The 25,549-nt window shown below is 71.6% G+C and carries 24 protein-coding genes and 1 riboswitch; of the genes, 9 read left to right on the top strand and 15 right to left on the bottom strand.

The window, feature by feature from the left end; all coding sequences use genetic code 11:
* The first annotated feature begins 62 nt into the window (after positions 1-62).
* The gene (locus ACFWWU_RS13900; protein WP_384143790.1) at positions 63-1,061 is read left to right on the top strand and encodes a 2-hydroxyacid dehydrogenase; all 999 of its coding nucleotides are present in this window, start codon (positions 63-65) and stop codon (positions 1,059-1,061) included.
* Here ACFWWU_RS13900 and ACFWWU_RS13895 read toward each other — a convergent pair.
* The 3 genes from ACFWWU_RS13895 to ACFWWU_RS13885 all read right to left on the bottom strand — a co-directional run bounded on the left by ACFWWU_RS13895 (position 1,058) and on the right by ACFWWU_RS13885 (position 5,937).
* Complete coding sequence (locus ACFWWU_RS13895) at positions 1,058-2,929, bottom strand: anthranilate synthase family protein (protein WP_384143787.1); 1,872 nt, start codon at positions 2,927-2,929, stop codon at positions 1,058-1,060. The genes ACFWWU_RS13900 and ACFWWU_RS13895 overlap by 4 nt on opposite strands.
* A gap of 104 nt (positions 2,930-3,033) precedes the next feature.
* Positions 3,034-3,090 (bottom strand): trp operon leader peptide, encoded by a 57-nt coding sequence (locus ACFWWU_RS13890; RefSeq protein ID WP_071892416.1) that lies wholly within the window; start codon positions 3,088-3,090, stop codon positions 3,034-3,036.
* A gap of 90 nt (positions 3,091-3,180) precedes the next feature.
* A complete protein-coding gene (locus ACFWWU_RS13885; RefSeq protein WP_384143948.1) occupies positions 3,181-5,937 on the bottom strand; it encodes an N-acetylmuramoyl-L-alanine amidase in 2,757 nt (918 codons plus the stop codon).
* A gap of 202 nt (positions 5,938-6,139) precedes the next feature.
* Between ACFWWU_RS13885 and ACFWWU_RS13880 the strand changes: the two genes are divergently transcribed.
* Positions 6,140-7,486 (top strand): class II 3-deoxy-7-phosphoheptulonate synthase, encoded by a 1,347-nt coding sequence (locus ACFWWU_RS13880; protein WP_317601835.1) that lies wholly within the window; start codon positions 6,140-6,142, stop codon positions 7,484-7,486.
* Positions 7,487-7,620: 134 nt separating this feature from the next.
* Positions 7,621-7,869, top strand: coding sequence for a bacterioferritin-associated ferredoxin (locus tag ACFWWU_RS13875; protein WP_384143784.1), 249 nt, complete (start codon positions 7,621-7,623; stop codon positions 7,867-7,869).
* Positions 7,870-7,873: 4 nt separating this feature from the next.
* Here ACFWWU_RS13875 and bfr read toward each other — a convergent pair whose 3' ends face one another.
* The gene (gene bfr, locus ACFWWU_RS13870; protein ID WP_024755581.1) at positions 7,874-8,350 is read right to left on the bottom strand and encodes a bacterioferritin; all 477 of its coding nucleotides are present in this window, start codon (positions 8,348-8,350) and stop codon (positions 7,874-7,876) included.
* Positions 8,351-8,534: 184 nt separating this feature from the next.
* Here bfr and ACFWWU_RS13865 point away from each other — a divergent pair, with 184 nt between their 5' ends.
* Complete coding sequence (locus tag ACFWWU_RS13865; protein ID WP_384143781.1) at positions 8,535-9,185, top strand: sulfite oxidase-like oxidoreductase; 651 nt, start codon at positions 8,535-8,537, stop codon at positions 9,183-9,185.
* Positions 9,186-9,206: 21 nt separating this feature from the next.
* Here the strand turns inward: ACFWWU_RS13865 and ACFWWU_RS13860 are convergent, their stop codons facing one another.
* From ACFWWU_RS13860 to thiO, 6 genes are all read right to left on the bottom strand, one after another.
* Positions 9,207-9,734 (bottom strand): DUF4396 domain-containing protein, encoded by a 528-nt coding sequence (locus ACFWWU_RS13860; RefSeq protein ID WP_384143778.1) that lies wholly within the window; start codon positions 9,732-9,734, stop codon positions 9,207-9,209.
* Positions 9,735-9,802: 68 nt separating this feature from the next.
* A complete protein-coding gene (locus ACFWWU_RS13855) occupies positions 9,803-10,654 on the bottom strand; it encodes a deoxyribonuclease IV (protein WP_384143775.1) in 852 nt (283 codons plus the stop codon).
* Between the two features lie 6 nt (positions 10,655-10,660).
* Positions 10,661-12,568: a Stk1 family PASTA domain-containing Ser/Thr kinase gene (gene pknB / locus ACFWWU_RS13850; RefSeq protein WP_384143773.1), complete on the bottom strand. Its 1,908-nt coding sequence runs from the start codon at positions 12,566-12,568 to the stop codon at positions 10,661-10,663.
* An 85-nt stretch (positions 12,569-12,653) separates the two neighbouring features.
* Positions 12,654-13,451, bottom strand: coding sequence for a thiazole synthase (locus ACFWWU_RS13845; protein WP_384143770.1), 798 nt, complete (start codon positions 13,449-13,451; stop codon positions 12,654-12,656).
* A 5-nt stretch (positions 13,452-13,456) separates the two neighbouring features.
* Positions 13,457-13,669 carry a sulfur carrier protein ThiS gene (gene thiS, locus ACFWWU_RS13840; protein ID WP_384143768.1) on the bottom strand — a complete coding sequence of 71 codons (213 nt, stop codon included), beginning with the start codon at positions 13,667-13,669 and terminating at the stop codon, positions 13,457-13,459.
* A complete protein-coding gene (gene thiO, locus ACFWWU_RS13835; protein ID WP_384143764.1) occupies positions 13,666-14,829 on the bottom strand; it encodes a glycine oxidase ThiO in 1,164 nt (387 codons plus the stop codon). The genes thiS and thiO overlap by 4 nt, the downstream gene beginning before the upstream one ends.
* A riboswitch (TPP riboswitch) is annotated at positions 14,827-14,939 on the bottom strand. It overlaps the preceding gene by 3 nt.
* 145 nt (positions 14,940-15,084) lie before the next feature.
* Between thiO and ACFWWU_RS13830 the strand changes: the two genes are divergently transcribed.
* The 5 genes from ACFWWU_RS13830 (at position 15,085) to ACFWWU_RS13810 (ending at position 19,396) form a co-directional block, all read left to right on the top strand.
* The gene (locus ACFWWU_RS13830; RefSeq protein WP_384143944.1) at positions 15,085-16,248 is read left to right on the top strand and encodes an NAD(P)/FAD-dependent oxidoreductase; all 1,164 of its coding nucleotides are present in this window, start codon (positions 15,085-15,087) and stop codon (positions 16,246-16,248) included.
* Positions 16,249-16,291: 43 nt separating this feature from the next.
* A complete protein-coding gene (locus ACFWWU_RS13825) occupies positions 16,292-16,657 on the top strand; it encodes an Rv2175c family DNA-binding protein (RefSeq protein ID WP_267043143.1) in 366 nt (121 codons plus the stop codon).
* A gap of 102 nt (positions 16,658-16,759) precedes the next feature.
* Positions 16,760-17,419 (top strand): thiamine phosphate synthase, encoded by a 660-nt coding sequence (thiE, locus tag ACFWWU_RS13820; protein WP_384143761.1) that lies wholly within the window; start codon positions 16,760-16,762, stop codon positions 17,417-17,419.
* A gap of 129 nt (positions 17,420-17,548) precedes the next feature.
* A complete protein-coding gene (gene metF / locus ACFWWU_RS13815) occupies positions 17,549-18,466 on the top strand; it encodes a methylenetetrahydrofolate reductase [NAD(P)H] (protein ID WP_384143758.1) in 918 nt (305 codons plus the stop codon).
* A gap of 54 nt (positions 18,467-18,520) precedes the next feature.
* Positions 18,521-19,396 (top strand): hypothetical protein, encoded by an 876-nt coding sequence (locus ACFWWU_RS13810; RefSeq protein ID WP_384143755.1) that lies wholly within the window; start codon positions 18,521-18,523, stop codon positions 19,394-19,396.
* A 19-nt stretch (positions 19,397-19,415) separates the two neighbouring features.
* Here ACFWWU_RS13810 and ACFWWU_RS13805 read toward each other — a convergent pair whose 3' ends face one another.
* The 5 genes from ACFWWU_RS13805 to ACFWWU_RS13785 form a co-directional block, all read right to left on the bottom strand.
* On the bottom strand, positions 19,416-20,861 hold the full coding sequence (locus ACFWWU_RS13805; RefSeq protein ID WP_384143752.1) for a phytoene desaturase family protein: 1,446 nt from the start codon (positions 20,859-20,861) through the stop codon (positions 19,416-19,418).
* Positions 20,862-20,894: 33 nt separating this feature from the next.
* Positions 20,895-21,545: a DUF4126 domain-containing protein gene (locus ACFWWU_RS13800; protein WP_384143749.1), complete on the bottom strand. Its 651-nt coding sequence runs from the start codon at positions 21,543-21,545 to the stop codon at positions 20,895-20,897.
* A gap of 334 nt (positions 21,546-21,879) precedes the next feature.
* Positions 21,880-22,488: a TetR/AcrR family transcriptional regulator gene (locus tag ACFWWU_RS13795; protein ID WP_384143746.1), complete on the bottom strand. Its 609-nt coding sequence runs from the start codon at positions 22,486-22,488 to the stop codon at positions 21,880-21,882.
* Positions 22,489-22,531: 43 nt separating this feature from the next.
* Complete coding sequence (locus ACFWWU_RS13790) at positions 22,532-24,619, bottom strand: YhgE/Pip family protein (RefSeq protein ID WP_384143744.1); 2,088 nt, start codon at positions 24,617-24,619, stop codon at positions 22,532-22,534.
* Positions 24,591-25,514 (bottom strand): ATP-binding cassette domain-containing protein, encoded by a 924-nt coding sequence (locus ACFWWU_RS13785; protein WP_384143741.1) that lies wholly within the window; start codon positions 25,512-25,514, stop codon positions 24,591-24,593. The genes ACFWWU_RS13790 and ACFWWU_RS13785 overlap by 29 nt, the downstream gene beginning before the upstream one ends.
* Between the last annotated feature and the right edge of the window lie 35 nt (positions 25,515-25,549).

Raw genomic sequence — 25,549 nt, 5'->3', positions numbered from 1 at the left:
ATATTCGCGAAGACCGCGCATATCCGGCCCATCACCGCTTCTAGCGCTTCTAGGGGAAATCCGTGGAAATCCTGGCATTCGGCGTGCAGGCGGACGAGAAGCCCCTGATCGAGAAGGCGTTCGAGGGGCACCACGACGTCCGCTGTCTGGACGTGTTCCTCACCGAGGACACCGCGCCGATCGCCGCCGGGTACGAGATCGTCTCCACCAGCGTCAACGCCATTCTCGACCACAAGGTCCTGCAGACCCTCGCCGCCGGCGGCACCCAGATGATCGCCCAGCGCTCCACGGGCTTCAACAACATCGACCTGGAGGTAGCCGAGCGCCTCGGCCTCACCGTCGCCCGGGTCTCCTACTACTCCCCGTACTCCGTCGCCGAGTTCGCCTGGACGCTCGCGATGGCCGTCAATCGCCGGATCGTCCGCGCCTCCAACCGGACCCGCGACTTCGACTTCCGCCTCGACGGACTGATGGGCCGTGACCTGAGGGGCCGTACCGTCGGCGTCCTCGGCACCGGCAAGATCGGCGAGGCCTTCACCCGGATCGCCGAGGGCTTCGGCATGAACCTGCTCGGCTGGGACGTCGCCGAGAACCCGGTCTGCCTCGCGCTGGGCATGGAGTACGTGGACAAGGAGCGGCTCTTCACCGAGGCCGACCTCATCAGCCTGCACGTGCCGCTGCTCCCGTCCACCCATCACCTCATCGACGCCGACGCCCTCAGGGCGATGAAGGACGACGTGATCCTGGTGAACTCCAGCCGCGGCGGTCTCATCGACACCGAGGCCCTGGTCGCCGAGCTCAGGACCGGCCGCTTCACCGGTGTCGGCCTGGACGTGTACGAGGCGGAGGCCGGGCTCTTCTTCCTCGACAAGTCCCTGGAGGTCGTCGAGGACGACACCCTGGCCCGTCTCGTCACCTTCCCGAACGTGGTGGTCACCTCCCACCAGGCGTACTACACGGTCGACGCCGTCGGCCAGATCATCGACACCACGGTCCGGAACGTCCTCGACTACACCGCCGGGCGGCGCAGCGAGAATGTCCTGGTGCCGAGGGCTTCCTAGACCAGTACGCCCGCGAGCAGCGAGGCCGTCAGTGCGGCCCCCTCCATCGTCAGCACCGACTCGGGGTGGAACTGCACCCCGGCGAAGCCCGGTCCGCGCAGCGCGTGGACCTCGTCGGTCTCCCGGTCCCGGCTGACCTCGATCCGGTGCAGGGCGAGCTCCGTCGCCGCCCGGTCGTCGCAGCGGGCCGTGAAGCTGTTGTAGAAGCCGACGGTCCGCTCCTGCCCGAAGAGGTCGATCCGCAACTGGGCCCCCTGGAACGGGGTCCGCTTGCGGACGATCTCCAGGCCCAGCTCCGCGGCGATCAGCTCGTGCCCCAGGCACACCCCGAGCAGACCGTGCCGGTGGTCCCGCACCAGCTCCGCCGTCAGACCGCGCAGGAAGCGCATCTTCGGGTCGGCGGCGTCCGCCGGGTCACCGGGGCCCGGGCCGAGCACCACCGGCCCCTCGTGGGCGAGGGCCAGTTCCCGCAGCCCCGGCTCGTCGTAGCGCAGGACGGACACCTCAAGGCCCGAGGAGCGCAGGACGTGCGCGAGCATCGCCGTGAACGTGTCCTCGGCGTCGATCACCAGCGCATGCCCGGACAGCTCCGCCGACCGCACCTGCATCTTCAGCCAGAACGGCGCCAGATCGGCCCGCCGCGCGTCCAGAGCGGCCCGTACGCGCGGATCGTCGGCCAGGCGCGCGGGCGCCTCCGCCGTGCCCGCCGCCGGACGGCCCTCCCGCACCCCGAGCGCGGTCAGCACCCCGGCGGCCTTCGCGTGCGTCTCGGCGACCTCGCCGGCGGGGTCCGAGTGCCGGACGAGCGTCGCGCCGACCGGTACGCGCAGCCTTCCGTCCGGGGAGATGTCCGCGGTCCGGATCAGAATGGGCGAGTCCAGCGTCTGCGCCCCGTTCTCGTCCGTACCGAGCAGGGCGAGCGCCCCCGCGTAGTAGCCGCGTCCGCCGGTCTCGTGACGCTCGATCACCCGGCAGGCGTTCTGCACCGGCGACCCGGTCACGGTCGCCGCGAACATCGTCTCCCGCAGCACCTCCCGCACGTCCAGCGTGGAACGGCCCCGCAACTCGTACTCGGTGTGCGCGAGATGGGCCATCTCCTTCAGCCGCGGGCCGATCACGACCCCGCCCATGTCGCCGACCGTGCACATCATCTTGAGCTCCTCGTCCACCACCATGGAGAGCTCCTCGGTCTCCTTGCGGTCGGCGAGGAAGGGGAGCAGGTCCTCGGGGGTCGGGGCGGCGCCGGCCGGGTAGCGGTACGTGCCGCTGATCGGGTTCATCACGACCGTGCCGCCCGTCATCCGCACGTGCACCTCGGGGCTCGCCCCGACGAGCGTCCGGTCGCCGGTGTGCACGACGAACGTCCAGTACGCGCCCCGCTCGCCCGCGAGGAGCCGCCGGAACAGGGCGAGGGCGTCGGCCCGGCCGAAGCCCGGGATCTCGCCGGTGTAGGTGCGCCGGATGACGAAGTTCGCGCCCTCGCCCGAGCCGATCTCCTCGTCGATGACCCGGCGGACGGTCCCCGCGTACTCCTCGTCGGAGACGTCGAACCGGCCGCCCTCGACGCTCACGTCGTGCGCGGGCAGCTGCGCGAGCGCCTCCGCGAGCGGCAGCTCGTACGTCTCCTCCGCGACGAGCACGGAGAGCGGGGTGCCGTCGTCCCGCACGTCGAAGCCGCGCTCCCGGATCTGCCGGAAGGGCACGAGCGCGAGCGTCGGCAGCGGGCCCACGGGCAGCTCGGCGAGGCGCTCCGCCTCGTGGACCCGGCCGATCAGCACCTCGACGGTGTCGTGGTCACGGCCGGGAGTGCGCCTGCGCAGCAGGGCGAAGGGCGGGCAGGAGTCGTCCAGCAGACGGGAGAGGTCCATGGGGTGTGTCGTTCCTTCCGAGGGGAGTACGGAGAGGAACGGCCCGGGTACGAGAAAAGGCCGCCCCTCGGGCGGCCTTCGCGTGTCAGTCGGTGTACGCGCGATCAGTGGGCCGCCGGATGAGCGGTCCACCACCAGTTCTGGATCTGCGGCGCGAACATGCGAGCACTGTAACCCAGCCGGACACGGGAACGGGGCCCGTCCCACACCGCGGACGGTGGGGAACGGGCCCCGTGGTCGTGCAGACCCGATCAGACGATCAGGTTGTAGATGCCCCAGCCGCCACCGACGCGGACGCGGGTGGCGTACGGGTTCGGGTAGCCGTTCGTGTTCTTGTAGAACCACAGGTCGCCGGCGGCATCCCGGGCGATCAGGTCAGCCTTGCCGTCGAGGTCGAGGTCGCTCGGGCCGACCATGACGTTGTAGGCGTTCCAGCCGCCGCCGACCTGGCCACGGGTGGCGAACGGGTTCGGGGAGCCGCCCGTGTTCTTGTACAGCCACAGCACGCCGGTCTTGTCGCGGGCGATCAGGTCGGGCTTGCCGTCCCCGGTCATGTCACCGGTGCTGATCAGCTCGTTGTAGATGTTCCAGCCGCCGCCGACCCGGACGCGGGTCGCGAAGGGGTTCGGGGAGGCGCCCGTGTTCGTGTACAGCCACAGCACGCCGGTCTTGTCGCGGGCGATCAGGTCCGGCCGGCCGTCGGCGTTCATGTCGCGAGCGCCGAGGAGCTTGTCGTAGACGTTCCAGCCGGCGCCGACCCGAAGGCGGCTCGCGAACGGCGCGGAGGGGTTGCCGCTGCCCCGGTAGTACCAGAGCACGCCGTCCTTGTCCCGGGCCACGGCGTCACCGGTGCCGTCGGCACGGAACGCGGTCATCGGGGTGATCATGTTGTACGCGTCCCAGCCGGGGCCGACCCGGTACCGGTTCAGGAACGCGCCCTTGCCGGTGCCCTGGTACTGCCAGAGCACACCGGCGGCGTCCCGGGCGAGGACGTTGTAGCGGTTGTTCGTGGCGACGGGGGTGGCGCCGGTGGCCTCCGTGATCTCGCTCTGCTTCACCCAGACGATCTTGTGGTGGTAGCGGATCGGCACGAACATCGTGTTGCCGATGACGTTCTTCTGGGCGGAGCCGAACCAGTCGTCGCCCTTCACCGCCGGACCGGCCTTCACGTACGCCTGGCCGGCGGGGAGGGAGAACTTCGTCAGCGGGTCGTTCTCGTCGCCCGGCTTGGTGAGGCCCGCTGCCGTGTAGGCGGCGGTCTCCGGGAAGGAGCGGCCGTAGATCTTGGCCGAGCCCGACGCGGCCTTGACCGTCGTGGCGGTCTTCACGGGCGCGGTGTACTGGCCGCCCGGGTTGTAGAACCAGGCCTTCTTGCCCGCGTACCAGATCGCCGTCCAGTTGTACTGGGCCTCGGCGACCACGTAGAGGCCGCCGGCGCGGACCTTGTTGCCGTAGTTCGAGCCGTGCGTCCACAGGGACGAGAAGTACGGGTCCGTGAGGGTTGCCGAAGCGGTCGACGGCTCGGTGTAGAGGTAGCCGAAGTTCGAGGGCCGCGGCGAGGCGTTCCGGGTGTACCAGACGCCGTCGACCTTCTCCGAGTACGTCAGCTTCGGCTGGTTCGCCGTGGTGAACGGCGGCACCACGCGGACCACCTGGCCGGCCTTGAGCAGGCCCCCCGCGCCCTTGTCGCCCTGCGGGACGCCGAGCAGGGACATGTAGTAGTTCCAGTCCCAGTACGGGCCGGCGTCCCAGTGCAGCTTGTCGAGGTCGCCGTCGGTCTGGAGCGCGACCTCGTCGTGGCCGATGATGTGCTCACGGTCCAGCGGCACCTTGTACGTGGTCGCCAGGAACTTCACCAGCTCCGCGGAGGACCGGTACTGGGGCTCCGTGTACCAGCTGCCCTCCTTGATGGCGAAGCCCTCGTGCTCCACGCCGATGGCGTGCATGTTGTGCGTCCAGTTGCCCGCATGCCACGCCAGGTTCTTGTTCTCGAGCATCTGGGTGACCAGGCCGTCCGACGCCTTGATCAGGTAGTGCGCGCTACCACCGCCCGTCGGGTCGGTGAGCACCCTGAGCGAGCCGTCGTAGGGGCCCTCGGTGTCGTGGATGACGATCTGACGGATGTCGACGCCCTGGTTGGGGCGGTCACCCGCGGTGTAGTTCTTCGTCCCCGCGGAGTTGGGCACGGTCAGCTTGACGTTGCACTGCAGGTTCTGCGGGCACTCGGGGAGCGCGGCCGCCGTCGTGCTCGCGAAGTTCGCCGCCAGCGGCACGTTCGCCGGCTTGACCGGCTCGACAGCGGGGTCGGCCGGCAGGGCGACCTGCTCGCCGTCCACGGTGAGCTCCCGCTCACCCGTCTTGATCGACTCGAAGACGCGCTTCGCGAAGAGATCGGCGCCCTTCCGGTCGGAGGACTGGCCGTAGCGGGCCACGGCCGGGTACCAGTCACCCGGCTCCTCGGACAGCTCGGCGCCCGCCTGCTTCTGGTAGTCGGCGAGCAGCGCGGCACCGGCCCGGATGGAGGCGTTGGTGTCGTTCTGGACGGCCTCGGTGGAGCTGTCGATCAGCTCGGCGGCCTTGTCCAGGGTGTGGAGCTTGGGGTCGTCCGTGTCGACGAGCGCCTTCTCCAGGATGCTGCGGACCTTCTCGCGGTCGAAGTTCTTCTCGAACTCCTCCTTGCCGCTGCCGTTGAAGTGCTCGATCTGCTCGTCGGTGACCTGCTGGGGCACGTCCTCCGGGTCGACCTTCGTCAGACCCATGACGTTGTACGCGCCGGTCACGCTCGGCTCGCCGTCGTGCGACTCCCAGCGGGTCTGGTTGTACGACACCGCCATCAGCACGCTCTGCGGCACATCGAACTCGCGCGCCGCGTTTGCGAACTGTGACTGGAGGGAAACGTCCCCAGCAGGCACCTTGGCGTCGCCCGCCGCGCCGAGCAGGCTCGGCGAGGCGACCGCGATGGTGCCGATCGTGGCGGTGGCGACGACCGCTGCCGCCGCTCCGTACATGAGTCGTTTCTTCTTGCGGTCCCTGCGGTGCCCCTGGGTCACGCCCACCCCTGTGATTCGACTATCAACTTGTGAAACGGGCCAGAGGGTAACACCACCCGAAGGCGTGAAGATCGCCGACGGACATTTCGGGCGCGCGTCTCAGCCACTGGGCAGGGGGACGAGATCGGGCGAAGGACCCCGTAATGTTGTGCGCGTGACCGTGAACGCTGATACCCACGCCGTCGCCAAGGCGACCTGGCGAGACCTGCCCGCGGCGCAGCAGCCCGAGTACCCCGATGCCGAGGCTCTGCGCGATGTGATCGCGGACCTCGAGTCGTATCCTCCGCTCGTCTTCGCCGGCGAGTGCGACCAGCTGCGCGCCCGGATGGGAGCCGTCGCCCGTGGCGAGGCGTTCCTGCTCCAGGGCGGCGACTGCGCCGAGGCCTTCGACGCCGTGTCCGCCGACCACATCAGGGCCAAGCTCAAGACGCTGCTCCAGATGAGCGCCGTCCTCACCTACGCGGCCTCCGTGCCCGTGGTGAAGGTCGGTCGTATCGCCGGCCAGTACTCGAAGCCCCGCTCCAAGGGCACCGAGACCCGTGACGGCGTGACCCTGCCGACGTACCGGGGCGACTCGGTCAACGGCTTCGACTTCAACGAGAAGTCCCGCGTCCCGGACCCCGAGCGCCTGAAGCGGATGTACAACGCCTCCGCCTCCACGCTCAACCTGGTGCGCGCCTTCACCACCGGTGGCTACGCCGACCTGCGCCAGGTGCACGCCTGGAACCAGGACTTCGTGAAGTCGTCCCCCTCGGGCCAGCGCTACGAGCAGCTGGCGCGGGAGATCGACAACGCGCTGAACTTCATGAAGGCCTGTGGCACCGACCCGGCCGAGTTCAAGGCCGTCGAGTTCTACGCCTCCCACGAGGCGCTGCTGCTCGACTACGAGGGCGCCCTGACCCGTACGGACTCGCGCACCGGCAAGCTGTACGACACCTCCGGCCACATGGTCTGGATCGGTGAGCGCACCCGCCAGCTCGACCACGCCCACATCGAGTTCGCCTCGCGGATCGCGAACCCGATCGGCATCAAGCTGGGCCCGACCACCTCGGTGGACGAGGCGCTCACGTACATCGACCGGCTCGACCCGGAGCGCGAGGCGGGCCGGCTCACCTTCATCGTCCGCATGGGCGCCGACAAGGTCCGCGACAAGCTCCCCGAGCTCGTCGAGAAGGTCACCGCCTCGGGCGCGGTCGTCGCCTGGGTCACCGACCCGATGCACGGCAACACCTTCGAGGCCGCCTCCGGGCACAAGACGCGCCGTTTCGACGACGTGCTCGACGAGGTCAAGGGCTTCTTCGAGGTCCACAAGGCACTCGGCACCCACCCGGGCGGCATCCACGTCGAGCTCACCGGTGACGACGTCACCGAGTGCGTGGGCGGCGGCGACGAGATCTTCGTCGACGACCTGCACCAGCGCTACGAGACGGCCTGCGACCCGCGCCTCAACCGCAGCCAGTCGCTCGACCTGGCGTTCCTCGTCGCGGAGATGTACCGCGACCAGTGACGTGATCAGTCGGTAGGTACCTACGACGATGGGGCGCGGATCCATGTGATCCGCGCCCCATCGTCGTATCCAGGGCTTTTGAGGCTCAGGCCCGCCGGGTAAGGTTAGGTTAGCCTTATCGATCTCGGCGGGAGGTGAACCGCGTGTACGTCTGCTCATGCTTCGGTGTCACGGAGAAGCAGGTCAAGCAGCATGCGGACGCGGGTGCCTGTACGCCGCGCCAGATCGCCTCGGCCTGCAAGGCCGGAACGGACTGCGGTTCCTGTGTCCGCCGCATCCAGGCCATCCTCGGGCGTGGCAACTGCCCCCGCCGCGACCTCGTCGACCAGGGCATGCCGGCCCTGACGGCGGAGACCGTCACGGAGCTCCGCGAAGCCGCCTAGGGAGCTAGCTCGGCTGCTCGATCAGGGTCGAGATGTAGAGCGCCTCGCCCAGGGACTCGATCAGCTCCAGCTGCGTGTCCAGGTAGTCGATGTGGTGCTCCTCGTCGGCGAGGATCTCCTCGAAGAGGTTGGCGGACGTGATGTCCCCCTTGGCGCGCATGACCTCGATCCCGCGCTTGAGGCGGTCGATCGCCTCCACCTCGACCTGGCGGTCCGCCTGGAACATCTCGGTGATCGTCTGGCCGACCCGGACATGGAAGAGCCGCTGGTAGTTCGGCAGACCGTCGAGCATCAGGATGCGCTCGGTGATCTTGTCCGCGTGCTTCATCTCATCGATGGACTCTTCGCGGGTGTACTTGGCGAGCTTCGTCCACCCCTTGTTGTCCTGGATGCGATAGTGCAGCCAGTACTGGTTGATGGCCGTCAGCTCGCCGGTCAGCTGCTCGTTGAGAAACTCGAGGACCTCGGGGTCGCCCTGCATCGCAGAGGCTCCTTCCACTTCCACGTTGCGTGTCTGTGCCGTCACTGGGCAGGATGGCCGCATCCTCGCACCCCGAATGGGGGGCGTCCAGTAAGTGCAGGCTTAGTGGGAGTTGCCCGAATCCCGGACGGGTGGGAGGTCGGCTGGTCATGACCACCCCTCGCCGTCTGTCACCATGGATGACATGGGTCAGCCGGAGAGCGGAGAACGCCGGGAAGGGGAAGCGGGGGCGCCGGATCGTTCGCCGGACCTCCCGCCGGGTCAGCGGCTGCAGCGCGGCTGGCCGGTCACTCACTACGGGCCCGTCCCCAAGTTCAAGCCGGAGCGCTGGGAGTTCCGCGTCTTCGGCGCGACGGCGGACGGTGACAAGCGGTGCTGGAACCATGAGGAGTTCTCGGCCCTGCCGTTCTCCACGGTCATGGCCGATCTGCACTGCGTGACGAAATTCAGCATGCTCGGGGCCGAATGGGGTGGAGTGCCCGCCCGGACCATCCTCGAACTGGCTCCGCCCGCGCCGCAGGTCACGCATGTGATGGTCTGGGCCGAGTACGGCTACAGCGCCAACATGCGGCTCTCCGACTTCGCCGCCGACCGCACGATCTTCGCCACCCACAAGGGGGGCGAGCTGCTCACCGCCGAGCACGGCTTCCCGCTGCGGCTCGTGGTCCCCCACCTGTACGCCTGGAAGGGGCCCAAGTGGATCCGGGGCGTGGAGTACATGGCCGCCGACCGCCGGGGCTTCTGGGAGGAGCGCGGCTACCACAACCTCGGTGACCCGTGGACGGAGCAGCGCTACTCGTACCAGGAGGGACCGGGTGACGGCCCGGAGCTGTAGCGCTCCGGACCGTCGGTTCGTTCAGTGGTGGTACTGGTGGACCACCGCGTGGCCCCTGCCGCGGCCGATCATCCACTTGTTCACCGGCGTGGTGATCACGAACGCGGCGGCGAGCGCGATGGCGAGCACGATCCAGAAGAACGGCTCGTCGAGGTGTGCGTCCATGGCGCCCGGCCAGAGGGCCAGGACGCCGTTGTCGATGATCTCCATGACGGCGATCGAGAGGGTGTCGGCGGCGAGCGCGACCTTGAAGGCCGTCCGGAAGTCGACGCCGGCGGCGAGGATGGAGCGCAGGGTCAGCGCGTAGCCGAAGAAGAAGGCCAGGATGATCGCGAGGATCATCGTCTGGACGTTGCCCCAGCCGAGTGCCGTGCCGATGACCATGCCGAGCACCTCGCCGATGGCGCAGCCGGTGAGGCAGTGCAGCGTGGCTTTGGCGGCCATGGACCAGGAGACCTTGCCGTGAGGCTGGTGGTGCCCCTGGTGCTCGTGCCCGCTGTGGTCCTCGTGGGCGGTGTGGTCGTGATGGGCGTGCGCGTCGTGCTGCATGGGTGCCCCCCAAGGTCGGGTAGCGGTTCCTGCCGTCACAAGAAAACTATACCCCCCTGGGGTATACCTCAACCGCGGAGCTTCTTCAGGAGCTCCACGTCGGCCACGTGCCCCTCCGTGCCGCCCGGGGTCTCGATGATCAGCGGCACCCCGTCCGTCTCCGGGTGGCGCAGCAGCGCGCGGAAGGCGTCCTCGCCGATGTGACCGGCGCCGATGTTGGCGTGGCGGTCCTTGTGGGCGCCCACGGCCTCCTTCGAGTCGTTGGCGTGGATCAGCTTCAGCCGGCCCTCGCCGACGGTCGCCACCAGCTCGTCGAGCGTCCGTACCGCGCCGCCCGGCGCCGCGAGGTCGTGGCCCGCCGCGAAGATGTGGCAGGTGTCGAGGCAGATGCCGAGCCTAGGGTGGCGGTCGAGGGCGTCGAAGTACGGGCCGAAGTCCTCCGCGCGCGAACAGAGCGAGAAGCCCTGGCCGGCCGTCGACTCCAGGAGCAGGTACGGATCGTCCTCGTGTGTCAGCTCGTCGAGGAGCGGCAGCATCCGCTCCCGTACCTGCGCGAGGGCCACCTCGCGCGGGCGGCCCTCGGTCGCCGAGCCGGTGTGCACCACGACGCCCTTCGCGCCGATCTCGCGGCCCCGGCGCAGCGAGTGCCGCAGCGAGTCGACCGACTTCTCCACGGTGGCCTCGGTGTGGGAGCCGAAGTTGATCAGGTACGGGGCGTGGACCCAGGCCGAGATCGACTCGGCCTCGCACTCCGCCCGGAAGGCCTCGTCCTGAACCGGATTGCCGACCGGGGTGGCCCAGCCGCGCGGGTTGGCGACGAAGACCTGCACGGTCTCGGCGCCGAGCACGCGGGCGTAGGCGAGGCCGGTCGTGGCGAGGCCACCGGCCACGGGGACGTGACCGCCGACGGGGTTGCGCATGAGTTTCTAGAGTCCCTTGATCGTGATGGTGACGATGGAGCCCTCGGGGGCGGTGGTGCCGCCGTCCACGGACTGGCTCGCGACCTTGTCGCCGAGGAAGGGGAAGGACTTCTTGACCTCCACCTCGAAGCCCGCGTCCTCAAGCGCCGTACGGGCGTCGTCGGTGGATTCGCCCGTGACGTCCGGGACCTCGACCAGCTTCGGTCCCTTGGAGACGGTGAGGGTGATGGTGTCGCCCTCGGCGGCCCGGCTGCCCTCGGCGAGGGACTGGGCGGCGATCGTGCCGGCGCCCTCCGGGGAGTTGATCCGCTCCGGCGCGACCCGCACGGTGAGGCCGGCCTCCTGGAGCGTGGCCGTGGCGTCGGCCACGGTCTCGGCGGTGACGTCGGGCATGTCGATCGGGGAGCCCTTGCTGACCACCAGGGCGACGGCCGAGTCGGGGCGGCGCTCGGTGCCGGGCTCGGGGTCGGAGCCGATCACGGCGCCCTGGGCGACGGAGTCGCTGAACTCCTCGGTGATCACCCCGGGGGCCAGCCCCTCCTTCTTCAGCAGGCGCTTGGCCTCCGGGAGCGGCTTGTTCCTGAGGTTGGGCACCTTCACGATCTCGGGGCCGCGGGAGAGCGTGAGGGTGACCGTGGCGTTGCCCCGGACGCGCTCGCCGGGGGCGGGGTCGACGGCCATGACCGTGCCGCGCTCGTACACCTCGCTGAAGGCACGTTTCGTCGTGCCGACGTCCAGGCCGGTGTCCTCGAGCCGCTGGGTCGCGGTGGCCTCGGTCTGGCCGAGGACGGCCGGGACACGGGTGAACTGGCCGGAATTGATGTACCAGACACCGCCGCCGAGACCGAGCGCGAGCAGGACGCCGAGGACGATCATCAGCGGGCCGCGAGGCGCGCGCCCGCGGCCGGTGGGGGCCGGGGGCGGCTCCGGGGCCGGCAGCCGGTTCGTGTGCTGCACCTGCTGGAGGTCTTCCGCGGCCGGGACGACGCGGGCGATCACGCTCGTCCGGTCCTCGGCGGTGTCCCGGGCCCCGGAGCGCGCCCGCGGCGGCTCGGCGTCCAGCTGCTCGTCGTCGAGGGCGGCGCGGGCCTCCCGGAGCAGGGCGAGCAGCGCGACGGCGTCGTGCGGGCGGAGCTCGGCGTTGCGGACGGTGGCGGCCGCCACCAGCTCGTCCAGCTCGAAGGCGAGCCCGGGGACGGTGGCGGAGGGGGCGGGCACGTCCGTGTGGAGGTGCTGGTAGAGGACCTGGGCGGGGGTGTCGCCGGCGTGGGGCTTGCCGCCGGTCAGCATCTCGTACAGCACGACACCGCAGGCGTACACGTCGGCGCGGGTGTCGGCCGTGCCGTGCTCGATCTGCTCCGGCGCGAGGTACGAGACCGTGCCGAGGACCGAGCCGGTGGTGGCGGTCGCCGAGCCCACGGCCCGTACGAGACCGAAGTCGGCCACCTTGACCCGGCCGTCGTCCCCTATCAGGACGTTCTCCGGCTTCATGTCCCGGTGCACGAACCCGGCCCGGTGCGCGGCGCCCAGCGCGGCGAGGACGGGCTCCAGGATGTCGAGCGCGGCACGGGGCGCGAGGGCGCCCCGCTCGCGCAGGACGTCGCGGAGGGTGCAGCCGGCGACGTACTCCATCGCCAGATAGACGTACGCGCCCTCGGCGCCCTGGTCGAAGACGCCGACGACGTTCGGGTGGGCGAGCCGGGCGACGGACTTCGCCTCGCGGATGAAACGCTCGACGAAGGCGGCGTCCGTCGCGAGGGCGGGGTGCATCACCTTGAGCGCGAGGACGCGGTCGAGGCGGGTGTCGACGGCCCGGTAGACCGTGGCCATCCCGCCGACGGCGATGCGCGCGTCGACGCGGTAGCGGCCGTCGAGCAGCCGCCCGACGAGGGGGTCCTGAAGGGTCGTGTCCACGGCGTCGAGTCTACGAGCCGTGGACACGGCCCCCGTGCGGATGCCCCGGTACTGCAGCGCGGCTGTGACGAGCGCCGCAGGACGCTTACGGGAACGCCGGGCGTTCCGGGTCCAGGTGGGGGCGGCCCTCCACGGGGGACGAGGCCTCCGCGAAGTGACGGCGGGGGATGCGGCCCGCCCGGTGCGCGAGCCGGCCCGCCTCCACCGCGTGCCGCATCGCCGAGGCCATCAGCACCGGCTCCTGCGCCCGCGTCACCGCCGAGGCCAGCATCACCGCCGCGCACCCCAGCTCCATCGCGAGCGCCGCGTCCGAGGCCGTGCCCGCCCCGGCGTCCAGGATCACCGGCACCCCTGCCCGCTCCGCGATCAGCTGGAAGTTGTGCGGGTTGCGGATGCCGAGTCCCGAGCCGATGGGGGAGCCGAGCGGCATGATCGCCGCACACCCCACGTCCTCCAGCTTCCGCGCGAGGACCGGGTCGTCGTTCGTGTACGGCAGGACGGTGAAGCCCTCGTCGACCAGCGTCTCCGCCGCGTCGAGGAGCTCCACCCCGTCCGGCAGCAGCGTCCGCTCGTCGGCGACGACCTCCAGTTTGATCCAGTCGGTGCCGAGCGCCTCCCGGGCGAGCCGGGCGGTCAGGACCGCCTCGCCCGCCGTGAAGCAGCCCGCCGTGTTGGGCAGGACCCGGATGCCGAGCCGCTCCAGGACGGAGAGGACCGAGCCCTGGACCGTCGGGTCGAGCCGCCGCATCGCGACGGTGGTCAGCTCGGTGCCGCTGGCGACCAGCGAGCGCTCCAGGACGTCGAGGCTCGGCGCGCCGCCGGTGCCCATGATCAGGCGCGAGGAGAACTCCGTACCGCCGAGGGTGAACACGTCGTCGGACATCGCGCTCAGCCTCCCTGCACCGCGGTCAGGACCTCCACCCGGTCGCCCTCGCCGAGCAGCGTCGCCGCCCACTCGCTGCGCGGGACGACCGCCTCGTTCACGGCCGCGGCCACCCCGGACGGGGCCGTGCTCAGGGTCGCGACGAGGGCGTCGAGGGAGACGGGGCCGGTGAGCTCTCGGGGTTCTCCGTTCACGGACACGTTCACGGGCACGTTCATGCGGGTTGCTCCAGACGTACGGGAGGGGCGACGGAGAACCGCCGGGGGGTGAAGGCGCGGGCCTCGACGGGGAGGGCGCCCGTGGTGAGCACCTCCGCCATGACGTCGCCGGTGACGGGGGTGAGCAGCACCCCGTTGCGGTAGTGGCCCGTGGCCAGGTGCAGGCCGGGCAGGGCGCTGGGGCCGAGCAGCGGCGCGTTGTCCGGGGACGCCGGGCGCAGTCCGGCCAGCGTTTCGGTGAGCGGGAGCTCGGTGATGCCGGGGACGAGCTCGTGGGCGTCGCGCAGCAGCTCGTACATCCCGCCCGCGGTCACCGTGGTGTCCCAGCCGAGCTCCTCGCTGGTGGCGCCGACGACGAGCTCGCCGTTCTCGCGCGGCACGAGGTAGACGTGGCTGCCGCGGACGACGGCCCGGACGGTACGGGAGAGGAAGGGGGCGTACGGGGCGGGCACGCGTAGCCGCAGGACCTGGCCCTTCACGGGGCGGACCGGCGGCAGCACCTCGTCCGGCACGCCCGCGAGCCGCCCGCTCAGGCTGCCCGCGGCCAGGACGACCTGGCCGGCGCTCAGCTCCTCGCCGTCGGCGAGGAGGACCCCGCGGGCCCGGTCGCGTACGACCGTCAGGCGCTCCGCGAGGACGCGGTGGAAGACCACCCCGGCCCGCTCGCAGGCGACGAGGAGCGCGGCGGTCAGCCGGCGCGGGTCGACCTGGTGGTCGCCGTCCACGCGCAGCCCGCCGCGCACCCCGGGGGCGAGCATCGGTTCGAGACGGCGGCACTCGCGCCCGCTCAGCCACTCCGAGGTGAGGCCGCAGCGGGTCTGGAGGGCGTGGAGTTCGCGCAGATGGGCCCGGTCGTCGGAGTCGAGGGCGACGGCGAGGGTCCCGCAGGCGCGGTACCCCACGTCATGGCCGGTGGACTCCTCCAGGTCGGCGACGAACGCGGGATAGCGCGCGGCGGAGGCGAGGTTGAGCCCGAGCAGGGTCTCCTCGCCGTAGTGGAGTTCGGTGACGGCGGCGAGCATCCCGGCCGCGACCCGCGCGGCGCCGCCGCCCGGATCCGGGTCGACCACGGCGGTGCGCAGCCCGCGCCGTGCGGCCCGCCAGGCCGTGACCAGGCCGATGATGCCGCCCCCGACCACGAGGACATCGGAAGAACGCATGGGCGTCCAGCCCCTCCCTTCGCCGGCATGACCCGGATCAGGTTCGTACGGTCGGAGGCCGGCCAGCCTCCCTCTCAGCCCGGTGCGTCCGGGCTCCCGCGAGTGCTTTACGCCCGCCAGACTAGCCGCAGCCCCGGTGCGGTCCCAGGCCCCTCCCCGAACCACCGTCTTCCTGACGGATCGTCAGATGCGTAAGGTGGTCGGGTGAGCGAGCAGAAGCAGTCCCAGCAGCAGGTCGTGATCGTCGGAGCCGGGATGGCGGGTGTGCAGACCGCCGTCGCCCTGCGCGAACAGGGCTTCACCGGCCCCGTGACCCTCATCGGGGCCGAGCCCCACCAGCCCTACGACCGGCCCCCGCTCTCCAAGGCGATCCTCCTCGGCAAGGCCGAGGACTCCGCCTTCGACGTCGACTTCGAGGCGCTCGACGTCGAACTCCGCCTCGGCGTCGACGTCACCGGGCTGCGCGCCGCCGACCACGAGATCGACACCGAGGCCGGGCCCGTCCCGTACGACGTCCTGGTCGTCGCCACCGGAGCCCACCCCGTCACCCTGCCCGGCGCCGAGGGCGTCCCCGGGGTCCACCTGCTGCGCACCCTCGACGACGCCGTGCGCCTCGGCCCCGTCCTGGAGCGCCGCCACACCGTCGTGGTCGTCGGCGCGGGCTGGATCGGCGCCGAGTTCGCCACCGCCGCGCGCGAGGCCGGCTGCGCCGTCACCGTCGTCGAGGCGGCCGACCGCCCCCTCGCCGGGGCCCTGCCCGCCGAGGTCACCGCCCCCATGGTCGGCTGGTACGGGGCGAACGGCGCCGAACTCCTCACCCACGCGCGCGTGGACACGGTCGAACCCGGCCGGGTCGTCCTCGCCGACGGCCGCGAGCTGCCCGCCGACGCGGTCGTCGTCGGCATCGGCGCCCGCCCCGCCACCGGCTGGCTCGCCGGCTCCGGCATCGCCCTCGACCCGAGCGGCGCCGTCACGGCCGACGAGCGGCTGCGCACCTCCCTGCCCGACGTGTACGCGGTCGGCGACTGCGCCTCCTACCCCTCCGCCCGCTACGGCCGGCGCCTCCTCGTGCACCACTGGGACAACGCGCTCCAGGGCCCGCGCACGGTCGCCGCGACGATCACCGGCGCCGACACCGGCCCGTACGACCCGGTGCCGTACTTCTGGTCCGAGCAGTTCGGCCGGTTCGTCCAGTACGCCGGGCACCACGCGGACGCCGACGAGCTCCTGTGGCGCGGCGACCCGGCGGACGACACCTGGTCCGTGCTCTGGCTGCGCGCCGGGGTTCCGGTGGCCCTCCTCGCCGTCGGCCGCCCCCGTGACCTGGCCCAGGGCCGCAAGCTCATCGAGGCGGCCACCCCCGTCGATCCGGAGCGCGCCGCCGACCCGTCCGTCCCTCTGAAGGCGGCAGTGAGGTAGGGCCCGGGTACCGGCTGTCGGTCCGGGATGGCAGGCTTGTCCTGTGACCGAGATTGACGTAAAGATCGATGCGCTCGTCCCCGCCTGGCTCTACGTGCCCGACATCGCGGAGATGCTCGATGTCGAGGTGACGCGCGTGCGGCAGCTGATCAAGGAAGGTCAGCTCATCGCCGTGCGCCGTGGAGAGAACAACGCCCTGCAGATCCCCGCCGCCTTCATCCAGGGCGACGCGATCGTCAAGGGCCTCGTCGGGCTGCTGACCGTCCTGCGGGACGACGGCTTCACCGACGAGGAGATGCTGGAGTGGCTCTTCACTCCGGACGAGAGTCTGCCGGGCACGCCCGCGCAGGCGCTCAACGAGAATCGCGGCACGGAGGTGAAGCGCCGCGCCCAGGCGCTCGCCCTCTGACGCGCGCACGCACCGAAGACGCCACCAGCGGGTGACGCGGTGGCCGGCCCCTCACGGGCCGGCCACCGCGGCACCGGCGACACCGACGGGGGGAACCCACCCATGCCCACGCCTCGTGAGCGGCTCGCCGACGCCCGGCTCTACCTGTGCACCGACGCCCGGAAGCGCCAGGGTGACCTGCCCGCCTTCCTCGACGCCGTGCTCTCCTCCGGCGTGGACATCGTGCAGCTCCGCGACAAGGGCATGGAGGCCGGCGAGGAGCTGGAGCACCTCGCCGTCTTCGCCGAGGCCGCCCGCCGCCACGGCAAGCTCCTCGCGGTGAACGACCGGGCCGACGTCGCCCACGCCATCGCCTCCGACGTGCTCCACCTCGGCCAGGGCGACCTGCCCGTGCCCGCGGCCCGTGCGATCCTCGGCGGCGGTGACGACGTACTGATCGGCCGCTCCTGCCACGCCGAGTCCGAGGCGGCCGCGGCCGCCGTCGAACCGGGCGTGGACTACTTCTGCACCGGGCCCTGCTGGCCCACCCCCACGAAGCCCGGGCGGTACGCGCCGGGGCTCGACCTCGTGCGGTACGCGGCGGGTCTGGCTCAGAACCGCCCCTGGTTCGCCATCGGCGGCATCGACGAGACCAACCTCGACGAGGTCCTGGACGCGGGCGCCCGCCGGATCGTCGTCGTCCGCGCGATCACCGAGGCCGAGGACCCGGCGGCCGCGACCGCCGCCCTCGCCAAGCGCGTCCGGGAGCGCGCCGGCGCCTGATCGGGTCCCGCGGGGGCCTGGCGGTGTTCTCCGGGCGCCCTGAGCGGCGTCCCGGAAGAATGTCCGAAAAATTGTCCACAACGCGGACGCTGTCTACGCGGGTCCGCGTCCCCCGTCTAACCTGCCCGTATGGCCCTAGGTACCGCTTCCATCCGCTCGGACCGCGCACGCACGGTCCGCGAGATCCTCGCCTCCGGCGGCACGTCGTACTCCTTCGAGTTCTACGCGCCGCGGACCGCGAAGGGCGAGCAGGGTCTCTGGAACGCGATGCGCCGGGTCGAGGCAGTCGGCCCCAGCTTCGTCTCCGTGACCTACGGCGCCGGCGGCACCACCCGGGGCGGCACGGTCAAGGCCACCCAGAAGGTCGCCTCCGACACCACGCTCACCCCCGTCGCGCACCTCACCGCCGTCGACCACTCGGTGGCCGAACTGCGCAACATCCTCGGCCAGTACGCCGACGCCGGCATCCGCAACATGCTCGCGCTGCGCGGCGACCCGGCCGGCGACCCGCTGGGGGAGTGGATCGAGCACCCGGAGGGCGTCCGGTACGCCGCCGACCTCGTCCGGCTCATCAAGGAGTCGGGAGACTTCTGCGTCGGCGTCGCGGCCTTCCCCGAGATGCATCCCCGCTCCACCGACTGGGACACGGACATCCGGCACTTCGTGGACAAGTGCCGCGCGGGCGCCGACTACGCGATCACCCAGATGTTCTTCGACCCGGAGAACTATCTGCGGCTGCGGGACAGCGTGGCGAAGGCCGGCTGCGAGACCCCGATCATCCCCGAGGTCATGCCCGTTGTGAATGTGAAGACCCTCGACCGGCTGCCCCAGCTGAGCAACGCCGCTTTCCCGGCGGATGTGAAAGACCGCATCCTCGCGGTCAAGGACGATCCGGCCGCTGTACGCTCCATTGGCATCGAGTTCGCGACGGAGTTCTGCGCGCGTCTGCTCTCCGAGGGTGTCCCCGGACTGCACTTCATCACGCTGAACAGCTCCACCGCGACGCTCGAGATCTACGAGAATCTCGGACTGCACCAGCAGTCGTGACCGGTCGTACCCGCCCCGACTCGCGGCGGTGACCGTGGAGAGGGGCGGCGGGGCATGGGGTGGACGGTCCTCTATATCGCATTCGGCGTGGTCGCGTTGTGGCTGCTGGGGGAGGTGCTCCTCCAGTACAAAGCGCGGCTGCGATGGCGATTGCTCGCCTTCACCGGATTCCTCGGCGTCGTCCTGGGCGTGCTGCTGCCCTCGGTGGCGGTCATCATCGCCGGCGCGGTCGCCTTCGCCGTCGGCCAGACCTATGTGACGCTCTCCTTCCGCCGCGGCTTCTCCACCGGCTGGGCGATCGGCGGCAACCCGGGGGCGAGCCGCCGCCGCAAGGCGGGCGCCCAGACCCAGGCGGGGCCCACGCTCGAGGTCACCGAGGTCTCGTACGACGCCGTCGACGCCTACGCCCCGGCTGACGGCGAGCGTTATGACGACGCCACCGCCGCCGAGACCACCGCGGTCTACGAACCCCAGCCGCTGCCGGACGACACCGGCCAGTACGGGATCTATGGCACCGGCCACCAGGACGGCGGCCACCACGGCACCGGCCACCAGGACTCCGGCCACCAGGACTCCGGTCAGGGCGCGGGTTACGGCACGGGGTACGAGCAGCCGCAGCAGCCCGCCTACGACCCGTACGCCCCGGCGTACGAGCAGCAGCAGCCGGCCTACGACTACGGCGCGCCCGCCCCGCAGCAGCAGTACGCCGCCTACTCCGACCCGTACATCGGCCCGGGCACGGACGGCCAGCAGTACACCTCGTACTACGGCGACCCCTACGCCCCGTCGTACACCTACGACACCCCGCCCGGCGGCGTCTGGGTCCCGCAGCAGCGCGACACCGAACAGCCCCCGCAGCAGGCGCCGCAGCCGCAGAGCCCGTACGGCTACGAGCAGCACCCGGACGAGCAGCAGCAGTACCGCTACTGAGCGGACTCCGGCGGGCCCGTCACCGCGAGCCGCGGAACTCCGCGCCCTCCACGATCAGGCCCGCCACCAGCGCTCCCGACATGCCCGCGTGGGCGAGTCCGCCGCCCGGGTGGGACCAGCCGCCCGCGAACCAGAGCCCCGGCAGCGGGGAGCGGTTGGCGGCCGGGAGCAGCAGCCCGCGCGCGCCGGCGAGCGCGGGTCCCGGCACCTCCGCGGACCCGGTGTCCCGCCGTACGTCCTCCGGCGTGCGGACGTGCCGCCACAACAGCCGCTCCCGCAGCCCCGGCACCGCCTCCCCGGCCGCCTCGACCATCCGGTCGGCGAAGGCCTCCCAGCCCTGTGGGTCCCGCTCCGGAGACGTGCGGACCGTCGCCGTGACCGTCACCGACTCGTGCTCCGCGTCGGGCCGCAGCGCCGGGTCGTCCGGCCGCAGCACCGTCACGGCCGGCCGCTCGCCGGCCGCGTGCACCACCGTGCGGTGGACCGCAGCCGCCTCCCGGGGGCCGCGCAGGGCCAGACAGACCGTCACCCGGCTCGTCCCGTTGGTCTGGTAGTGCGGCCAGTCGTCGTCGGCGCGGCCCGACGCGACGACGTGCTCCTGGTAGAGCGCGGGCACCGGCGCCCCGGAGACCACGTGGTCCGCCTCGACCGTCTCGCCCCCGGCCAGCCGGACGCCGACCGCCCGGCCGTCCTTCTCCAGGACGTCCTCGACCGGTGTCTCGAAGACGAACTCCACCCGCCGCTTCCGGCACCGCTCGTGGACCGCGTCGGCGAGCGCCCGCAGGCCCCCGCCCACGTACCAACTGCCGAACGTCTGCTCCATGTACGGCAGGACGACGGCCGCCGCCGGGGCGGTCGCCGGGTCGAAACCGTACGACCACGCGTACGCGTCGAGCAGGGCGGCGAGCCGGGGGTCGCCCAGCTCCCGCGCCCCGACCTGGGCGAGCGTCGTCGTCGGACGGCGCAGCAGGCCCGCCTTGAGCGCCGGGTACGGCTCCCGGGCCAGCGGCGTCGGGTCCGCCGGCTGCGGCTCCTCCAGGAGCGGGCGCCGGGTCCGGTCCCAGGCCTCGCGGGCCCGCACCAGGAACTCGCCCCAGCGCTCGCCCGCGCCCGCGCCGAGCGCCGCGTCCAGGGCGGCGACCGTGCCGGCCCGGGAGGCGTTCGGCAGGTCGACGCGCGTGCCGTCGGCGAAGACATGACGGCTCGCCGGATCGACCTGGGTCAGCGCGACGCACTCCTCCAGGGGCTCCTTGCCCGTCTTCACGAACAGGTCCCGGTAGACGGCGGGCAGATGCAGCAGCCCCGGGCCGGTGTCGAAGGCGAAGCCCTCGCGGGCGAAGCGGCCGACCGCCCCGCCGTACGTCGCCGTCCGCTCGTACACCGTCACCCGGTGGCCCGCCACGGCCAGTCGGGCCGCCGTCGCCATGGCGCCGAGTCCCGCGCCGATCACCACAATCCGTGCCATGTCAGCGACCCTATCCGGCAGGTCGGACACCGCTCAGAAGTGGTCGGACTCGTCAGGTGGGGGTGGCGTCCGCGTACGTCTCCCCGCGGTGGCGTCCATGAGGTGACGCTCCTCGCGACGCTGGGACCTGCGGCGCAGGAAGCGGCGGATCCGCTGGGCGAGGAAGAACAGTATGGCCAGGCCGAGGACGAGCAGGACGGCTGCGATGCTCGCCGCCGCCACGGGGTTGAAGATCGCGAAGGTGACGATCGCGGCCACCCCGAGGTCCTCCGCCAGGCTCAGCGCGACGTTGGAGAACGGCTCCGGCGAGGTGTTGACCGCCATCCTCGTCCCGGCCTTGACGAAGTGGCTCAGGAGGGCCGTCGAGCCGCCGACCGCGCCCGCCGCGAGCTCCGGCAGCGAGCCGTTCTGGCCGGCCAGGAGGGCCGCGATCACGGCCCCCGCGATCGGCCGGATCACGGTGTGGACGGAGTCCCAGGCCGAGTCGACGTACGGAATCTTGTCCGCCACCGCCTCGCACAGGAACAGCACGCCCGCGACGACGAGGACATCGGTGCGCTGCAAGGACTCGGGCACCTCGTCGGTCAGCCCGGTCGCGCCGAAGACGCCGAACAGCAGGACCACCGCGTACGCGTTGATCCCGCTCGCCCAGCCGCTGGTGAACACCAGGGGGAGTACCGACACGCCCGCGATCGTAACCAGGACTGAGTATCCGTACCTAGAGGTCGAGATGAGTAGGTACGCGGATGGGCGCGGACCGGCCGAGAGGGGAGAGTGGAGCCCACGGAAGGGGCGCGGCTCCGGTACCGCCGGCACGGGGCTGCGGAACGGGGCCGCGCGCCTGCCGACTCCGGGGTACGGGGGATGTGCCACGGGGGTGCACGGGGGTGCACGCGAAGAAGGAAGCCGGTGCGGCGAGGCTCGGGGGGATCGAGCCTCGCCGCACCGGCCTCTTCGCGTGGTGGGGAGGGTGGTTCGGGCGTGTCGCGGTCCTGTGCCCTGAGGTGCCGGAGCGGGCCTACCGGCCGCCGACCCGGCCGTGGAGCAGGCGCGAGAGCGCCGCGTGCACGTCGTCGAGCGAACGCTCGCTCTGGAAGGCCTGCCAGTCGAGCGCCGCCACGAGCACCATGCCGACCAGCGCCGCCGCCGTCAGCTGGACGTCGATGTCCTCGCTCAGCTCACCGGCCGCGACACCCTCCCGCAGCACCCCCTCGACCACCGCGACGGCCTCCTGACGGACCACCAGGAGCGTCGAGTTCCAGGCCCGGTTGGTGCGCCAGAGCTCGGCCACGTACAGCTGGGTGAAGGCCGGGTAGCGGTCGATGAAGACGAGTCCCGCCCGGATCATCGCGTCCAGCGCGTCGACCCGGCTCCCGCCCCGCTCGTCGGTCTCCTCCGCCGCCGCCCGCAGCGAGGCGGTGAGCAGCGAGACCCCGTGCCGCAGCAGCTCCTCGAAGAGCTCGGACTTGCTCTTGAAGTTGTAGTAGACCGTGCCCTTGGCCACGCCGGCCCGCTCGGCGATCTCGTCGACCGTCGTCGCGGAGAATCCCTGCTCCGCGATGAGGGTGACGGCCGCCTCGTAAAGCTTCGCGCGGGTGGCCTGGCGTCGGGTGCTGCTGCTGTCCATGGGGTCGATTCTCACAGGTGTCGCGGGTGTCACCGGCCCTGTCTCACAGGGTCAGCTCGGGGTGGAGTCGGTCGAGCGTCCAGACCTGACGCTTGCGGGCGGAGAGGGCGGTCAGGGCCAGGGCGCCCAGGGTGAACGCGGTCAGCACCGCGCAGGCCTGCCAGACCGGTTCGATCCCGCCGCCCGTGATCAGCCGGCGCAGCGCCTCGACCACGTAGGTCATCGGCAGGAAGGGGTGGATCGCGTTGAAGAAGCCCGGGCTGGTCTGGACGGGGTACGTGCCGCCCGCCGAGGTCAGCTGGAGCATGAGCACCGCGAGCACGAGGATCCGGCCCGCCGCGCCGAAGCGGGCGTTGAGCCACTGGATGATCGCGGCGAAGCAGCAGGTGACCAGGGCGAGGAAGCCGACCGTGCCGGCGGCCCTGGCCATCTGGAGGCCGAGGCCCCAGTGCAGGACCGACATGAGGGCCCCGACCTGGAGGACGCCGATCGCCGCCACCGGGAGCCAGCCCGCCAGCGCGATCCGCCAGGCGGAGCCGCCGGCGGCGAGGGCGCGCCGGTTCAGCGGCTGGATGATCATGTACGCGACCATCGCGCCGACCCAGAGGGAGAGCGGGATGAAGTACGGGGCGAAGCCGGTGCCGTAGTTGGGCGCCTTGTGCATCGACTGCGAGGCCAGCTGCACCGGGTCGGCCATGACCTCCGTACGCCGGTCGCGGTCCTTCTCGTCGTAGTCGGGGATCTGCTTGACCCCGTCGTGCAGACCGACGGCCAGTGCGCCGGAGCCGTCGGCCAGCTTGAACAGACCGCCGTCGAGCTCGCCCGCGCCCTTCTTGAGCTTGCCGACACCGGTGTCGAGGTTCGCCGACCCGGTCTTGGCGCCGCCGATGCCGGTGTGCAGTCGGTCCGCGCCCTCGGCGACCTTCTTGGCGCCCGCGTTGAGCTCGTTGATCTTCTTGATGGCGCCCTCGACGTCCTCGTCGAGGTGCGGGGCGCGGACGGCCAGCTCGTCGGCCTGCTTCTTGAGCGTGACGAGCCGTGCGTCCAGGGTCTTGAGGTCGCCGGTGCTGTCCTTGGTCAGGACGTGCACGTCGTCGGCGATGGTGGCCACGTCGTCGGCGGAGACCGAGGCCTTCTTGAGCACCCCGCACACCCGGGCGTCGGGCTCCGGGTTCGTCTCGCACTCCTCGCGGTGGAGGGCGGCGAGGCCGTCGTCCGCCTTGTGCGCGGCGGCGCGGACCACCGGGGCGCGCCGGACCAGGTCGTCGAGGTTGTTGCGGGCGGCCGCGATGGAGTCCGAGGCGAGGCGGGCGCTGTCGCGGATCGACGTGCCGTTGTTCGCCAGGTACGGGCGGACCTTGTCGGCGGTGCCGTTCACCTTGTCGGCGAGCTCCTGCGTGCCCTTGGCGACCTTGCGGGAACCGCTCTCCAGTTCCTTGGCGCCCTTGTCGAGCTTCTTCAGCCCGGCGGCCAGGTCGCCGCTGCCCTGCTTCGCGTCCTTGAGGCCGTCGGCCAGGTCCTTGGAGCCCTTCTTCGCCTTGTCCACACCGTCCTTGAGGTCGTCCGCGCCCTTGGCGGCCTTCGCGGTGGCCTCGTGGATGTCGGAGAAGGAGATGAAGATCTTGTCGAGGAAGGTGCGCGAGGACTTGGTGGAGGCCGCCGTGCGCACCTCGGAGAAGACCGTGCGGGAGATCTGGCCGACGATGTAGTTGTTGGCGTCGTTCGTCCGAACCCGGAGGGCGCCGGTCTCGGGGGAGTCGCCGGAGCTGGAGGCGATCCGCGAGCTGAAGTCGCCGGGCATGGTCAGGGACAGGTAGTACGTCCCGTCCTCGACGCCCTTGCGCGCCTCGGCGTCGCTCACCCGGTGCCACGCGAAGGTGTTGCTCTCCAGGAGCCCTTCGGCGATGTCGTCGCCGGCGTTGATCTTCTTGCCGTCGGCGGTGGCGCCCCGGTCCTCGTTGACGAGGGCGACGGGGATCTTGTCGAGCCTGCTGTACGGGTCCCAGAACGAGTACAGGTACAGGGCGCCGTAGAGCAGCGGCAGCAGCAGGATCGCGACGAGCGCGGCGCGCGGCAGCTTCCCCCTGCCGAAGCGCTTCAGCTCAAGAGCGGCCAGTTTCGGCGAGCGCATCGGCCGCCCCCTCCTCGGTGTCGTCTGCGGTGTCGTCTGCTTCCGTTGCCGGCCCGGCTTCCGGCTCCGTTGCCGGCCCTGCCTCCGGCTCCGTTTCCGGCCCGGCTTCCGGCTTTGCCTCCGGCTCCGTTTCCGGGTCTGCCTTCGGCTCCGCGGGCCTCTCCGGTTCCTCGGGATCCGCCGTGTCGGCGATCGTCGTGATCCGTTGGGTGTCCGCCGGGGCTTCCGCGCAGACCGCGAGGACGGTCGTCCCGGCCTCGGCCACCGAGCGCAGCAGTGCCCAGGCCTCGGCCCGGTCGGCGTCCGAGAGCTTGAGGTCCGTGTCGTCCAGGGCGAGCAGCCGGGGCCGGCCGATGAGGGCCAGGGCGATCGAGAGCCGCAGCGCTTCGAGCCGCTCCAGATCGCGTACGGAGGTCCGCTCGCCCTTCGGCAGGGCGGCGAGGTCGAGGCCGGAGGCCGCGACGGCCTCGTCGATCCGGGCCCGCGCCTGCGCCGCCCGCTCGGCGGGGCGCCGCAGGAGCGCCCGTACGGAGCCGTCGTAGCGGCGCTGGAGCAGGGCCCGCTCGCGCAGGTGCTCGGCGACCGTGAAGGCGGGGTCCAGCTCGCTCACGCCGGGTACCTGGCCGAGCGCGCTGATCCGGCGCACCGCGCCCAGCTTGCGGGGCAGCCGCACCCCGCCGACCTCGGCGTGTCCCTCCGTGGCCTTCATGCGGCCGGTGAGGGCGAGCAGCAGGCACGTACGGCCGGAGCCGGACGGTCCCTCGATCGCCACCAGCGCGCCCGGCCCGGCCCGGAAGGAGACCTCCCGGAAGGCCCAGCCGCGCGGTCCCTTCAGTCCGAAGCCGTCCGCGACGACGGCGGCGCCGTGCGGCTGCTCCTCTGCCTCCGCTCCCACGGGCCCACCCCCCACTTCCCCATTTTTGCACTGAC

Source organism: Streptomyces sp. NPDC058650, assembly GCF_042717315.1.
In the GTDB taxonomy this organism is placed as follows: domain Bacteria; phylum Actinomycetota; class Actinomycetes; order Streptomycetales; family Streptomycetaceae; genus Streptomyces.
The sequence above is the reverse complement of the archived record's forward strand: the minus strand, read 5'-3'. Positions and strand labels throughout refer to the sequence as shown.

What these genes read in the sequence shown, in the direction of transcription:
- ACFWWU_RS13895 (WP_384143787.1), bottom strand. Translation starts at nt 2,929, where the DNA reads ATGGACCTCTCCCGTCTGCTGGACGACTCCTGCCCGCCCTTCGCCCTG.
- ACFWWU_RS13885 (WP_384143948.1), bottom strand. Translation starts at nt 5,937, where the DNA reads ATGTACGGAGCGGCGGCAGCGGTCGTCGCCACCGCCACGATCGGCACC.
- bfr (WP_024755581.1), bottom strand. Translation starts at nt 8,350, where the DNA reads ATGCAGGGCGACCCCGAGGTCCTCGAGTTTCTCAACGAGCAGCTGACC.
- ACFWWU_RS13865 (WP_384143781.1), top strand. Translation starts at nt 8,535, where the DNA reads ATGGGTCAGCCGGAGAGCGGAGAACGCCGGGAAGGGGAAGCGGGGGCG.
- ACFWWU_RS13860 (WP_384143778.1), bottom strand. Translation starts at nt 9,734, where the DNA reads ATGCAGCACGACGCGCACGCCCATCACGACCACACCGCCCACGAGGAC.
- ACFWWU_RS13855 (WP_384143775.1), bottom strand. Translation starts at nt 10,654, where the DNA reads ATGCGCAACCCCGTCGGCGGTCACGTCCCCGTGGCCGGTGGCCTCGCC.
- ACFWWU_RS13845 (WP_384143770.1), bottom strand. Translation starts at nt 13,451, where the DNA reads ATGTCCGACGACGTGTTCACCCTCGGCGGTACGGAGTTCTCCTCGCGC.
- thiS (WP_384143768.1), bottom strand. Translation starts at nt 13,669, where the DNA reads ATGAACGTGCCCGTGAACGTGTCCGTGAACGGAGAACCCCGAGAGCTC.
- thiO (WP_384143764.1), bottom strand. Translation starts at nt 14,829, where the DNA reads ATGCGTTCTTCCGATGTCCTCGTGGTCGGGGGCGGCATCATCGGCCTG.
- ACFWWU_RS13830 (WP_384143944.1), top strand. Translation starts at nt 15,085, where the DNA reads ATGGCGGGTGTGCAGACCGCCGTCGCCCTGCGCGAACAGGGCTTCACC.
- thiE (WP_384143761.1), top strand. Translation starts at nt 16,760, where the DNA reads ATGCCCACGCCTCGTGAGCGGCTCGCCGACGCCCGGCTCTACCTGTGC.
- metF (WP_384143758.1), top strand. Translation starts at nt 17,549, where the DNA reads ATGGCCCTAGGTACCGCTTCCATCCGCTCGGACCGCGCACGCACGGTC.
- ACFWWU_RS13810 (WP_384143755.1), top strand. Translation starts at nt 18,521, where the DNA reads ATGGGGTGGACGGTCCTCTATATCGCATTCGGCGTGGTCGCGTTGTGG.
- ACFWWU_RS13805 (WP_384143752.1), bottom strand. Translation starts at nt 20,861, where the DNA reads ATGGCACGGATTGTGGTGATCGGCGCGGGACTCGGCGCCATGGCGACG.
- ACFWWU_RS13795 (WP_384143746.1), bottom strand. Translation starts at nt 22,488, where the DNA reads ATGGACAGCAGCAGCACCCGACGCCAGGCCACCCGCGCGAAGCTTTAC.
- ACFWWU_RS13790 (WP_384143744.1), bottom strand. Translation starts at nt 24,619, where the DNA reads ATGCGCTCGCCGAAACTGGCCGCTCTTGAGCTGAAGCGCTTCGGCAGG.